Annotated in this window: 12 protein-coding genes and 1 other annotated feature (1 of these 13 running past the window's edge); of the genes, 11 read left to right on the top strand and 1 reads right to left on the bottom strand. The window is 46.2% G+C overall.

Annotated elements, in window-relative coordinates:
- Positions 1 to 9, top strand: a binding site (T-box leader); it begins 295 nt to the left of the window's first position.
- Between the two features lie 116 nt (positions 10 to 125).
- The 6 genes from LRL21_RS03565 (at position 126) to LRL21_RS03540 (ending at position 8,194) form a co-directional block, all read left to right on the top strand.
- Entirely contained in the window at positions 126 to 2,783 is a 2,658-nt protein-coding gene (locus tag LRL21_RS03565; RefSeq protein ID WP_275900577.1) for a valine--tRNA ligase, read from the top strand.
- A gap of 5 nt (positions 2,784 to 2,788) precedes the next feature.
- Positions 2,789 to 4,177 carry a bifunctional folylpolyglutamate synthase/dihydrofolate synthase gene (locus LRL21_RS03560; RefSeq protein WP_240414385.1) on the top strand — a complete coding sequence of 463 codons (1,389 nt, stop codon included), beginning with the start codon at positions 2,789 to 2,791 and terminating at the stop codon, positions 4,175 to 4,177.
- 7 nt (positions 4,178 to 4,184) lie between these two features.
- On the top strand, positions 4,185 to 5,570 hold the full coding sequence (gene murC, locus LRL21_RS03555) for a UDP-N-acetylmuramate--L-alanine ligase (protein WP_240414384.1): 1,386 nt from the start codon (positions 4,185 to 4,187) through the stop codon (positions 5,568 to 5,570).
- Positions 5,571 to 5,734: 164 nt separating this feature from the next.
- A complete protein-coding gene (locus LRL21_RS03550; protein ID WP_240414383.1) occupies positions 5,735 to 5,959 on the top strand; it encodes a DUF1450 domain-containing protein in 225 nt (74 codons plus the stop codon).
- A 144-nt stretch (positions 5,960 to 6,103) separates the two neighbouring features.
- Positions 6,104 to 6,610, top strand: a complete 507-nt coding sequence (locus tag LRL21_RS03545; protein WP_240414382.1) for a ferritin — start codon at positions 6,104 to 6,106, stop codon at positions 6,608 to 6,610.
- 171 nt (positions 6,611 to 6,781) lie between these two features.
- Positions 6,782 to 8,194: an SPOR domain-containing protein gene (locus LRL21_RS03540; RefSeq protein ID WP_240414381.1), complete on the top strand. Its 1,413-nt coding sequence runs from the start codon at positions 6,782 to 6,784 to the stop codon at positions 8,192 to 8,194.
- A gap of 73 nt (positions 8,195 to 8,267) precedes the next feature.
- On the opposite strand, the gene LRL21_RS03535 is transcribed toward LRL21_RS03540, so the two are convergent.
- On the bottom strand, positions 8,268 to 9,602 hold the full coding sequence (locus LRL21_RS03535) for an N-acetylmuramoyl-L-alanine amidase (RefSeq protein WP_240414380.1): 1,335 nt from the start codon (positions 9,600 to 9,602) through the stop codon (positions 8,268 to 8,270).
- A 283-nt stretch (positions 9,603 to 9,885) separates the two neighbouring features.
- Here LRL21_RS03535 and LRL21_RS03530 point away from each other — a divergent pair, with 283 nt between their 5' ends.
- Genes LRL21_RS03530 through mreC form a run of 5 tightly spaced genes read left to right on the top strand, consistent with a single transcriptional unit; the run spans position 9,886 to position 13,506 of the window.
- Positions 9,886 to 10,128 carry a DUF4321 domain-containing protein gene (locus LRL21_RS03530; RefSeq protein ID WP_240414379.1) on the top strand — a complete coding sequence of 81 codons (243 nt, stop codon included), beginning with the start codon at positions 9,886 to 9,888 and terminating at the stop codon, positions 10,126 to 10,128.
- 45 nt (positions 10,129 to 10,173) lie between these two features.
- Positions 10,174 to 10,779 carry a Maf family protein gene (locus tag LRL21_RS03525; RefSeq protein ID WP_240414378.1) on the top strand — a complete coding sequence of 202 codons (606 nt, stop codon included), beginning with the start codon at positions 10,174 to 10,176 and terminating at the stop codon, positions 10,777 to 10,779.
- Positions 10,780 to 10,835: 56 nt separating this feature from the next.
- Positions 10,836 to 11,525, top strand: a complete 690-nt coding sequence (radC, locus tag LRL21_RS03520; RefSeq protein ID WP_240414377.1) for a RadC family protein — start codon at positions 10,836 to 10,838, stop codon at positions 11,523 to 11,525.
- A gap of 40 nt (positions 11,526 to 11,565) precedes the next feature.
- Positions 11,566 to 12,600, top strand: a complete 1,035-nt coding sequence (locus LRL21_RS03515) for a rod shape-determining protein (RefSeq protein ID WP_240414376.1) — start codon at positions 11,566 to 11,568, stop codon at positions 12,598 to 12,600.
- Positions 12,601 to 12,645: 45 nt separating this feature from the next.
- On the top strand, positions 12,646 to 13,506 hold the full coding sequence (gene mreC / locus LRL21_RS03510) for a rod shape-determining protein MreC (protein ID WP_240414375.1): 861 nt from the start codon (positions 12,646 to 12,648) through the stop codon (positions 13,504 to 13,506).
- The last annotated feature ends 7 nt before the right edge of the window (positions 13,507 to 13,513 follow it).

Below are 13,513 nucleotides of genomic sequence, written 5' to 3'. Positions count from 1 at the left end.
GTCCTTTGCGGCGAAGGGATTTTTTTGTTGCCTATGAAAGTGCAGTGGATGGGTAGAAGGTAAATACTGGCCCAGTCCAGCCTGCAAGTAATGGACGAATAGTATGGATAATGGAGGAACCCGCGATGGAAGAAATAAAAACAACGGAAATGCCGACGACCTACGATCCGAAGGAAGCGGAAAGGAAATGGTACGAGTACTGGTTGAAAGGCGAATATTTTAAAGCAGGGCAGCGTAAGGACGCCGAGACGTATACGATCGTTATTCCCCCGCCGAACGTAACAGGTATGCTGCATATTGGGCACGCGCTGGATTGCACACTGCAGGATATTATGATTCGCACCAAGAGAATGCAAGGCTATGATGCACTCTGGCTGCCTGGATCTGACCATGCCGGGATAGCGACACAAACCAGAGTCGAGCAGAAGCTTCGTGAGGAAGGCATTACCCGCTACGATCTGGGGCGTGAAAAGTTTCTGGAAAAGGTGTGGGAGTGGAAGGAGCATTATGCGGATTCGATTCACCAGCAGTGGGCTAAGATGGGCTTCTCGCTGGATTATTCCCGTGAGCGGTTTACTCTGGATGAAGGGCTGTCTAAGGCAGTTCGTGAAGTATTCGTCAAGCTGTACGAAAAGGGCCTTATTTATCGCGGCAACTATATTATTAACTGGGATCCGGCAGCACGGACCGCTTTATCGGATATTGAAGTTGAACACAAGGAAGTACAGGGTCATCTGTACCATTTGAAATATACAGTCAAGGATAGCGATGAGTTTATTGTCGTTGCCACAACACGTCCGGAAACGATGCTGGGTGATTCTGCTGTTGCCGTGCATCCGGAGGACGAGCGGTATCAGCATTTGATTGGCAAGGTACTCGTCCTGCCGTTTGTCGGTCGCGAGATTCCGATTATTGGCGATGAATATGTGGATAAGGATTTTGGAAGCGGAGCTGTAAAGATTACGCCTGCTCATGATCCGAATGACTTTGAAGTGGGCAAGCGCCATGATTTGCCGCAAATATTGGTCATGGATATTACAGGTACAATGAACGATAAGGCTGGACCTTATCAAGGTTTGGACCGTTTCGAATGCCGTAAGCAAATTGTTGCTGATATGAAGGCATCCGGGGTTTTGGTGAAGATTGAGGATCACGTCCATCAAGTCGGCCACAGTGAGCGCAGCGGAGCTATTGTTGAGCCATACTTGTCCACACAATGGTTTGTAAAAATGAAGCCGCTGGCTGAGCAGGCGATTGCCGCGCAAAATTCGAAAACAGGCGCTAATTTTGTTCCGGAACGCTTCGAAAAAAGTTATTTGCAATGGATCGAAAACGTTCGTGACTGGTGTATTTCCCGTCAGCTGTGGTGGGGTCATCGAATTCCGGCATGGTACAACGATGAAACAGGAGAAATATTCGTATCCCACAGTGAAGCTGAAGCTTCCGTCCGTGCGGGCGGCGGCACGATCCGTCAGGATGAGGATGTACTGGATACCTGGTTCAGCTCTGCGCTGTGGCCATTCTCTACATTGGGCTGGCCGGATGAAACGGAAGATTTGAGCCGCTTTTATCCTACGAGCTTGCTGGTTACGGGTTATGATATTATTCCATTCTGGGTGTCTAGAATGATCTTTACAGCACTCGAATTTACGGATCAAATTCCGTTCAAGGATGTGCTTATCCACGGCTTGGTTCGCGCTGAGGATGGTCAAAAAATGTCCAAATCTTTGGGCAACGGTGTAGACCCGCAGGAAGTTATCGAAAAATACGGTGCTGACGCGATGCGCTTTATGCTGTCAACAGGTTCCACAGCGGGTCAGGATCTGCGTTTCCGTTGGGAGAAGGTCGAGCAGGCGCGTAATTTTGCCAATAAAATTTGGAATGCTTCGCGTTTTGTATTGATGAATTTGACCGGCTTCACGGTAAAGGACATTGATCTGAGCGGTCAATTAGGAACGGCTGATCGCTGGATTCTACACCGCTTGAACGAAACCGTACGCGATGTAACCCGATTGATCGACACCTACGAATTTGGTGAAACCGGGCGTCTGTTAACTAGCTTTATATGGGATGACCTGTGCGATTGGTACATTGAATTCAGTAAGCTGTCCTTATATGGAACTGATGCTGTAGCCAAGAAAAAGACGCAATCCGTACTTGCTTATGTATTGGATCAGACACAGCGCCTGATTCATCCGTTTATGCCTTTCATTTCCGAGGAAATATGGCAGCATCTTCCGCATGAAGGGGAGACCATTACACTAGCTGCATGGCCGCTTTATAATGCGGAGTGGGAAGCCGCTGATGCGGTTCAGGAAATGAACTTGCTTATGGATGTGATCCGTACGGTTCGTAATATTCGAGCTGAGGTTAATGTGCCGATGAGCAAAAAAATCGAATTGCTGATCAAACCGGTAAACGAAGATGCTTTGGTTATCTTGCAGCGTAATGAGGAATATATTCGCAGATTCAGCAACACCTCGCTGTTGGAGATTAGTCTCACTCTGGTGAACCCAGATAAGGCAATGACCGGAATCCTTACAGGTGCCGAGTTGTATCTTCCGCTTGCTGGATTAATCGACATTTCACAGGAACTGGCACGTTTGGAAAAAGAGCTTCAATCCCTTCGTGGTGAAGTGGAGCGGATCGAGAAAAAGCTTGGTAATGAAGGCTTTGTAGCCAAGGCGCCTGCCAAAGTAATTGATGAAGAAAAAGCAAAGCTTGCCGATTATGCAGATAAGCGGGATAAAGTGATCGCTCGTTTAGCAGAGCTAAGGGGATGACTTCGATGAGCAGTACGACGAATAATTCGCAGGTACAATCATCCAATGGTTTTCAGAGTGCGGAAGAAGCGATAGATTGGATCGTCAATTTGGTCAAATTCGGTGTCAGACCTGGGCTTAAGCGTATGGAAAAACTGATGGAGCTGCTTGAGCATCCGGAACGCCGCTTGAAATTTATTCACATTGCTGGCACCAATGGTAAAGGCTCGGTTTGTGCTTACCTGACAGAGGTTCTGAAGCAGAGCGGTTACGGAGTGGGTACCTTTACCTCTCCGTATATCGAGAAATATACAGATCGTATTCGTTATAACGGAGTCAACATCGCGGATGAGGATTTGCTGCTTGTCGTGAACAAGCTGAAGCCGCTTGTCGATCAGGTAGCTGCTTCCGAATTAGGACAGCCAACTATGTTCGAAGTATCCACTGCTGTGGCGATTTATTATTATGCACGAATATCTTGTCCGGATTATGTGGTTTGGGAAACCGGATTAGGGGGAAGACTGGATTCTACGAATATCGTAAAATCTATATTGACAGTAATTACGAATGTTGGCCACGATCATATGGACATTTTGGGAGATACTCTGGAGCTTGTTGCTGCTGAGAAAGCTGCGATTATCAAGGCAGGTGTTCCTGTAGTCAGCGCGGTGAATCAACCGGGTGTGATTGAGGTGGTTGAGCAGGAGGCCAAAGCGAAGAACAGTACGCTATATTTAAGCGGACGCAAATTTCGCTATGAAACCCTCTCAACCAAGGAAAACGAACAGATCTTCAATTTTGATGGACCATTTCGCAAGATCGAACAGGTTGCGATTTCTATGAATGGTGTTCATCAGCTGCAAAATGCCTCGTTAGCGCTAATGACCCTTGAACTGCTGCGTCAATACTATGCGCTGATCGTCGAGGATGAAGTCCTGTTACGCGCAATGAAGGAAACAAGCTGGGCAGGCCGTATGGAAATGGTGTCTACGGAGCCTCGTATTTTAATAGACGGCGCCCACAATCCAGAGGGCGGTGCCGTATTGGCACAAGCACTCCGTGAAACGTACAGCTACAATAAATTGCATTTTGTGATGGGGATGCTGTCCACCAAGAATCATTCTGGTTATTTGCGGCATATACTACCAATGGTGAACACATTAATACTTACGGAACCGGTGTGGCACAAGAAGGAAGAGGCTGCCAAGCTTGCGGAGCTGGCTGCTTCACTTATTCAAGAAATGGGCCTTCCCGATATCGAAATCATTGTAGAGCCTGACTGGAAGGCAGCACTGGAGCTGGTGAAAAACAAAACGACAGAGAATGATCTGGCCGTTGTGTCCGGCACCTTATATTTAATAGGGGACGTCCGATCCTGGATCCTACATCAAACCGATTCTGAAAAAGGCTGGTGAGAGCTGCGTGAATACATCTGAGCACATCCATTTTATCGGTATTGGCGGATATGGCATGAGTGCTATTGCCAAGGTCATGCTTGAAATGGGCTACCGTATATCGGGGTCTGACCTTGCTTCCCAGGAGCTAACGGAAAAGCTCGTTGCCAAGGGAGCAACTGTGTTTATCGGGCATGAGGCAGAGAATGTCAAAGGCGCCGACGTTGTCGTCTATTCGACAGCCCTGTCTAAAGATAATGTGGAAATGGCGGCAGCTGAAGAATGGAATATTCCGATTCTGCACCGTTCGCAAATGCTTGCACGTCTAATGAACGAGAAAAAAGGGATTGCCGTTGCCGGTGCCCATGGCAAGACAACAACCTCCTCGATGATTGCGCTCGTGCTGGAGGAGTGCAAGATGGACCCTACCTTTATCATTGGCGGGGAAATCATGAATGTTGGCAGCAATGCCAAGGCTGGCAAAGGCGAATGGGTCGTTGCGGAAGCCGATGAAAGTGATGGCTCCTTTTTGCAATACAATCCATTGATAGCGCTCGTCAACAACATTGAAGCGGATCATCTGGAAAACTACAATGGTGATTTTGAGAACCTGAAAAAGGCTTATGCGCAGTTTTTGAGTCAGGTGAGCGAAGAAGGCAAGGCTATCGTGTGTAAAGACGATACGTATCTTCAAGAGCTGATACCTGATATAAAAAGCGAAGTCATTACTTACGGTATTGAAAACGATGCCGATTATACAGCCCGCAACATCGAGCTTGGTGATCGCAAGGTAAGCTTTGAAGTCGAACATCAGGGCAGCAGACTTGGATCGATCCAATTGTCTGTACCGGGCACACATAATGTTTATAATGCGATGGCAACATTGATTACCTGCATGGAAGCAGGTTTAAGCTTTAATCAAATTGCGGAAGCCATTACGGATTTCCGGGGAGCTAAGCGTCGTTTTCAAGTGCTGGGCGAAGTGAATGATATTTTGATCATTGATGATTATGCTCATCATCCAACCGAGATTGAAGCTACAATCAGCGCCGCCAAGGCAACTGGCAAAAGGATAGTCGCTGTATTTCAACCTCAAAGATATACGCGCACGTACTTTTTGTTTGACCAATTCAGTCGTGCTTTTTCTGAAGCGGATGAGGTTATCATCACCGATATATATTCACCTGCAGGCGAGCGGCAGATTGAAGGCATAACTTCATCCAAGCTGGTTGAATTGATTCGACAGAACAGCAATCAGAATGTCCGTTATATTCCGAGTAAAGAGGAAGTACAGGCTTTTTTACTTGATCATGTTGAGAGTGGTGATCTGGTAATTACGATGGGTGCCGGGGATATATGGAAGGCTGCCTTAGGCTTAGCACGAGCACTGGATCAACGAGCAGAATCCAAATAAAATAAGACTTAAAAGGAACAAACCGAAGACGTCTGTAATTAGCGTTAAGGTTTGTTTTTTTATTTGGCAGGATGAAGCTGGATGCTGTAAAATAACATTGACATTGATAATGATAACTATTATCATCATATTCAAATGCATACTTGTGAGATAAAGGAGCAGATATGAAAAAAATCAGATACTGCTGTAAAAACTTGAAGCTTGGTTCCAAAAAGGTATACAAATCCATAAAGGAACGGTTTCCCGAAATCAAGCAAAAAAAGCAGGATTGTCTCGGGAACTGCAAGCTGTGCTCCAAGCAATGCTTTGTGATGTTAGGTAAATCCAACGTTATTTATGCTTCGAGTCCTCGTAAATTGTATAAAGAGCTGAAGCAGGTAATAGGTTAAAAAATTACATACGAAAGGACATTTTAACGATGAGCTGGAGCCTATTGTGGATTCTTTCTCCTATTTTGTGTATAGTGGTTGTACTACTCCCACTCTATGTGTGGGGTTTACAACAAAAATAATCCATGGAAGGTGCGTACTCGTATGTTGAATGATTCCTTAAGTACAGCTCTGAACGATCAAATGAATTTCGAATTTTACTCCTCACATGTGTACCTGGCCATGGCTGCTTATTGTTCTGGTGAAAGCTTGGATGGGTTTGCCAACTTCTATATTGTGCAGGCTGAAGAAGAACGATTTCACGCTATGAAAATCTATAAGTTCTTAAATGACCGCGGCAGAAGAGCGGTTGTGATGGGTATGGATAATCCCAAAAATGATTATGTATCCATGTTGGACGTATTTGAGCGTGCTTATGAGCACGAACAGATCGTGACCAAGCGGATTTATGATTTGTCGGATATTGCAATGAATGAACGTGAGCATGCGACAATTCAATTTTTAAAATGGTTTATTGATGAGCAGGTTGAAGAAGAAGCGATGTTTGATACGATCATTAATAAATTGAAGCGTATCGATAAAGACAGTAATGCATTTTTTATGATGGATACCGAGTTTGCAGGTCGAGTGTTTACGCCTCCTGCACCTTAACAATATTTTGGATAAGCACCAGCAGGCAGCTGATTTCCGGACGATCGATTCGTTCAGGAGCCAGCTGTTTTTTTTGTGCCGACGTTTATTGAAAGTCTAGTGTTTTTGTTCTATTCATCTGCTCTCTTTCATAGTCTAATAATACGAATTTGGACAAGGGAGCGAAGTATAATGAGCAAAGCCAAAATGACCTTCCGGTTTGATCAGGAATATAAAAGCAATGTTGGCGTTCCTGAGAGGAAAGCGAAAGAACAGCAGGTAATCCCGCTGCGCCCGGAAGAATACAAGGTCACGCCCGTGGATACGCAGACATTAAACCCATATCCCAATGATTTTGGAGGCTGGGAAAGTTCGTTTGATATGGAAACTAGGCGAGTGGAGAAGCTGATCCGTGAGTCAGGTCCTAGTACTCAGCAGGAGAACAGAAATGAGAATAGCTACAACCTCAAGCATAATTTTGGACGCGAACCCAGATATGAACCGAGACCAGAATCGATAAATGATTCAAATGAACTGAACGTTGAACCGAATCACAGACTGTTGGAAAATGAGGAACTATTGTTCTCGAACGATCCCATACGAGGCGAACCTATAGATCCGATTCGTGATCATCGATGGTATGTGCCGGAGGAGACGTTTTACAGGAGGAGAAAAACAGCCGCCTCATGGTTTAAGGTTGCAGCATCGGTCGTCGGAGCTGTTGCTACGGGTGCGGCATTCGGATTTCTGGTGCTATCAATGTTTTCCCAGGATTCTGGGACCAATAAAACAAACGTAGCAGTGCCTACAGCTGCCAATGTGACGGCTAATAATGCGGCACCGGCCAAAGCAGCACCTACAGATCAAGCTGTCGCGGTGTCTGGAGCAGTGACTCCGTCCAATACTGCTGGCAAAGCAGCAGATCCTGCGGGTTCCATTGCTGCATCGGCATCGATCAGCAGCGGGGCGTTGGCTGTTGTGAACGTGCCTGCAAAAACATTGACCTTCCTGCAAAGCGGTGTATTCTCGACATCACAAGGCGCAGCTGCTGCACAATCGGAGCTAAAGAAAAAAGGTCTTGCTGCGGTAAGCGATGTCGGTGAAAAATTTCCTGTTTATGTAGGCATGGCTTCCAATCGGGATGAAGCTTCAAGGCTCGCTCAACAGTTTCAACAAAAAAATATTGATGTGATCATAAAGAATGTGGATATGCCTGCATTATCGAAAATCAAATGGACAGGCAAGTCAACGGATAACGTGGCGGCCTTTATCACACAAGGCGATAATCTCGTTCAGCAAATAGCCCCACTTACCGTTTCCCATCTAACTGAAGCTAAACTAACGGGAATGGATGCCTCGCAGGTGCAATCCGTCAAAACTGCTCATCAAGCCTGGCTAGGGATGACTTCAGGAGTGAATGAGGGGCTTTCCGAGGAAGGTAAAGCCGCAGTCGCTAAAATCAGCAGCGCAATGAATGCAGCCGTTACATCTTTGGATGAGTATCGCAAAAGCCCATCCGCTGCCACGCTATGGCAAACCCAAAATGCCATCCTGCAGGCTGCGCTCGCTCAAAAGGAATTCAGGCGGGTTATCACGGCATCCTGATGAGGGGGAGGAAGTCCTTCACATCCGACTTTTAAAGCGTATACGTTTAAAGAAAAAACGCCGACCGGCTCAGCTATGGCTGCTGAGGGATTGGCGTTTTTGGTGTGCTTTGAACATACCGATCCAGTAATGATGCTGCTTCGGCACGCGTCATGCCACGGTTCGGCATAAATTGATCGGGTGCAATGCCGTCGATCCAGTTCGCTTGTTGTAAACTATAGATTGATTTGGCTGCCCAATGTTCCAGAGGTACGTCTGCGAACGACGCTGTACCTGCCGTCCCAACGGTTCCAATGGCTGAGGGAAGAGCAAGGCGCTGAAACGTAGCAGCAACCTCTGCACGAGTAATCGGTTGATCGGGACGTAAGGTAGCGTCATCGTAGCCGTTAAGCACATCTGCCATTACGGCTTTGTTCAAGGCGGCATTGGCCCAGTGACCGGTTATATCCATAAACAACGGCAGGGGCGGTTTTACAGGTGCTACACAGCTCTCACCATTCTTATAAACCACACCAGAAACCGTATTGTTGCTGCTGCCGTTTGTACAAACGGAAGGATTCGCTAAAGGCTTCTTAACCGTAGATAAATCGAATATCCGATCCAGCAAAGTCATCCATTCAGCTCGGGTCAGCTCACGGTTAGGTTTGTACAGTCGGCCCACGCCATCCACAATTCCCTGGCTTTTTAATCGAAGTACAGCGTCCCGTGCCCAATGTACACGCATATCGGTGAATACCTCGCTTGGTGTATCCGGTGGCATATAAGATTCAATGCCTTTCTCTATGGCCTGAGCCATAGTCGTTCTTACATCATCGTTTGCGAGTAATGCCGCATCCTGGCGGTTCGAAAGAAAAGCGGTCTCTACGAGTATACTTGGAATGGTGCCCATTCGAACCACATACACAGCGCTTGCCACAAGTCCACGATTTTCTAAGCCAGTAGCATCCACGAAATTGTTCAGAACAACCTTCGCAAACTCTCGACTCTGCGGAGTGAGCTCTGCCATTTCCGGGCTTGCCGGATAGTCTTCCTGTGGATAATTATTATCGTGGTACAATATCAATGCACCGCGAGTTTTGGCATTTCCCGGCATGGCGTTGGCGTGGATCGAGACAAACAAATCAGCTTGCTGCGCATTTGTAAAGTCCACACGTTCTTTAAGTGAAAGAAAAGTATCATCTTCTCTCGATATTGCAGTTTCATAGCCGCGATCTGCAAGCATCTTTCTTAATTTTGTTGCAATATCCAAATTCACATTTTTCTCCAGCAGTCCATTGACACCAACAGCTCCAGAATCCGATCCCCCATGACCAGGGTCAACAACAATTTTTATTGCCCATGACGAAGATGGAGCGGCTAACAAGCAAACAAGCATAAAAATAATAAGAGTATAAGACCGACGCTTCAAACAAGGTTCCTCCTTAAAGTTTTCGTCAGAAAACTGACTACGTAAGCATAACCTCAAAGTTTTCGTCAGAAAACTGACTACGTAAGCATAAACTTAAAGTTTTCGTAAGCAAGGTTAAATGCTTTTTCCAGAGTGTTTTGACTCTTTCATGATGTGTTTTTTTAGTTAGTAGGAAAGAGGCTGTATTTACAGGATAAAGGCTTATGCTATAATACGGTGAGCGCAGTAGCGGCAGCAATTTGACAGCTTCATTTTTTAACATGTAAAGGAAGTGTAGCTATTTATGAAAAAGAATACATTTACTTTCATCTTGCTGCTCATCATAGGATTAGTAGCGGGAAGCCTGGTGGGTCAGCTGCTGGTTTCTGTCCCTGCACTGGCTTTTCTTACAAAGTCGGTTGATCTTACCTGGCAGCCGAAAGCGGATTTGCTGGTGATCAAATATGATCTTCAATTTCAAATGAAGCTTAACTTGATCAGTTTGGTGGGGCTTGTTGCGGCTTTTTGGATTTTTCGCAAATTATAATGAACTTACTTAAACTTTAACCTATTCGAGACAAGGAGTCTATATATGTCGATATTTGACGCAAAAAAAATCATTTTGGCATCGTCCTCGCCGCGCAGGCAGCAATTAATTCAAACGTTGGGTCTTCCTTATGAAATTCGGGTTAGCGATGTTCAAGAGGATACAGAGCCCGGAATGAGCCCAGCTGAAATCGTTGAGCAGCTCTCCGGTCGTAAAGCCGCCGCCGTCTGCGAAATGTTTAAAGCCGAGCAGCGGACAGAAGGAATCGTGATTGGTTCAGACACGATTGTTGTGCTGGGTGATCAGGTGCTGGGCAAGCCGCAGGACCGTAAAGATGCTGCACGTATGCTGGAGGCTCTGCAGGGAAAGGTCCATCATGTTTACAGTGGAGTTGCTTGTATGGATCTGGGTACGGGACGTGAATTGTATGCCCATCGGGTTACAGCAGTTTATATGAAGCCAATGACTTCTTTACAGATTGAAAGGTATATCGATACGAATGAACCGATGGATAAAGCGGGATCCTATGCGATACAGGGGATAGGAGCAACCTTGATTGAACGGATCGAAGGCGATTATTTCAATGTTGTAGGGTTGCCATTATGTCTGCTTGGCGAAATGCTTGGTGAATTGGGCGTAACTGTTCTTTAATCCGGCATCATGCTATAATAAAACTTCTACAAACCTACAATGTCAGGGGGGAACGAATGGAATCGCACAATTTAACATTGCGCGATGTCCCAAACGAAGAACGTCCAAGAGAGCGCATGATGCAGGTTGGGGCTCAAGCATTAAGCAACGCGGAACTTCTGGCAATTTTACTAAGGACTGGTACTTATCAGGAGTCGGCTGTCCATTTGGCACAGCGTATGTTAAGTCATTCCGGTGGATTGCGCAGTCTGGTTGATATGAGCTTGGAGCAGTTAACCGAAATCAAAGGCATTGGTTCGGCTAAAGGACTGCAGATTCAAGCCAGCATTGAATTGGGTCGCAGATTGGCACGCAGTGTGATGAATGAAACCGTTATGGTTCGTTCCCCAAAAGACGTAGCCGATTTAATGATGGAAGAACTGCGTTATTTACAAAAGGAGCATTTTGTATGCTTGTTTTTGAATACTAAAAATCATGTCGTGGGTCAGGAAACACTTTCCATGGGCAGCTTGAATGCAGCTATTGTACATCCAAGGGAAGTATTTCGTGCAGCGATTAAACGAAGCAGCGCTTCGATTATATGTGTACATAACCATCCGAGCGGGGATCCAACCCCGAGCTCTGAAGATATTCAATTGACACAGCGGCTGGTAGAAGCGGGCGAAATTATCGGCATTGAGGTACTGGATCATATTGTTATCGGCGACCAAGCTTTCATCAGCTTGAAAGAGCAGGGGTTGATGTAACAGAATTTAGAAATTGGAACAAACGAAGGGAGTATCAAGCATGTTTGGTGGTTTTACGAAAGATTTGGGCATTGATTTGGGAACTGCTAATACACTCGTCTATGTAAAAGGAAAAGGTATCGTTGTCAGGGAGCCGTCTGTTGTCGCAATCAGGACAGATACGAAAACTATCGAGGCCGTAGGCAATGACGCAAGAAATATGATTGGCCGGACTCCAGGCAATATACGTGCCATCAGACCGATGAAAGATGGCGTCATCGCCGATTTTGATACAACCTCAACCATGATCAAATATTTTATCAGACAAGCGCAAAAGCAGCGTTGGTTGTTTCCGCATCGTCCGAGCGTAATGGTATGTGTGCCTTCAGGGATCACAGCTGTTGAGAAAAGAGCGGTTGAGGATGCAACACGGCAAGCAGGCGCGCGCGACGCGTATACGATTGAAGAGCCTTTTGCCGCAGCTATTGGCGCGGATCTGCCGGTCTGGGAGCCGACAGGCAGTATGGTTGTTGATATTGGCGGAGGCACTACAGAGGTTGCCGTTATCTCATTGGGAGGCATTGTAACGAGCCGCTCGGTTCGCGTTGCGGGAGATGAGATGGACGAAGCCATCACCCAATATATTAAGCGAACCTATAATTTAATGATCGGGGAACGTACGTCCGAGCAAATCAAGATGGAGATCGGCTCGGCCTTGACGATGGACCCTCCGGTTCGTTTTGAAATTCGTGGACGGGATCTGGTTAGCGGTTTACCCAAAACAATGGCGATCACGTCAACTGAAATTACAGAAGCACTTACCGACACTGTGAATAGTATTGTTGAAGCTGTGAAGGTGACATTGGAGAAATGTCCTCCTGAGCTTGCGGCTGATATTATGGATCGTGGTATTGTGCTTACAGGTGGAGGCGGCCTGCTGCTTAATCTGGACAAGCTGTTAGCAAGAGAAACCGGGATGCCTGTGCTTGTTGCCGAGAATCCCCTTGACTGTGTTGCTGTTGGAACAGGCAGAGCACTAGAGCACCTCCATTTATTCAAAATGAGATCAGGCCCAACAAGCAAATCCAGACGATAAATCCAGACGATAAATCCATAAGCGTAAGATTAGAAGGTGGTTATTTTGAAATTACTCGGAAATAAACGATTATTAATATTGCTGCTGGGTTTCATTTGCTTTATCGCATTGATGGGCTTGACGCTTGGAAAGCGGGAGCGAATGAGTTGGCCCGAAAAATTTGTTACCGATACGATCTCCTGGACTCAAGGAATTATTTATAAGCCCGCTGGCTATATAGCGGGTTTCTTTGAGGATATTCGGCAGCTGCGTACGATTTTTGAAGAGAACAAAGTACTGAAGCAAACCTTGACGAAATATGCGCGAGATACGACCAAATTAAATGATCTCGAGCAGACGAACAAAAGGCTGCAGGAGGCTTTAAACTTTACAGAGCGTCAGAAGCAGGCGGGTAACTACACGTTTCGCATTGCAGAGGTTGTGGCCGTTAACCCTGATTTACTCAACAATACAGTAAGTATCAATCTGGGTGAGCAGGACGGTGTCAAGCCGAATATGGCCGTAATGTCTGTCGAGGGATTGGTAGGACGCGTTAAGAAGGTATCTTCTTTTTATTCTACGGTTCAGACCCTTAAAGGCATTGATGATACAGCAAATGAATCCAAAGCGATTTCGGTAACCGTCAAAAATAAGGAAAATGAAAGCTTTGGTGTCATTGTATCCTACGATCCTGGGGAGCAGCTTCTCGTCATGACGATGATCGATCCTAATGACAAGCTGGAAGTTGGGGATACCGTTATTACTTCCGGATTGGGACAGGTTTTCCCTAAAGGGATCGAGATTGGCAAGGTTGTCTCCAGAAAGCAGGGCAACTTCGGCATCTCGCATGAAGCGCTGATTCAGCCGTTTGCTTCCTTTGACCACCTTCGTGAGGTGTTTGTCGTTATCGTCCCGGAGCAGGGGTGAGCTGATC

The organism is Paenibacillus periandrae, assembly GCF_022458865.1.
GTDB lineage: Bacteria > Bacillota > Bacilli > Paenibacillales > NBRC-103111 > Paenibacillus_S > Paenibacillus_S periandrae.
The sequence above is the reverse complement of the archived record's forward strand: the minus strand, read 5'-3'. Positions and strand labels throughout refer to the sequence as shown.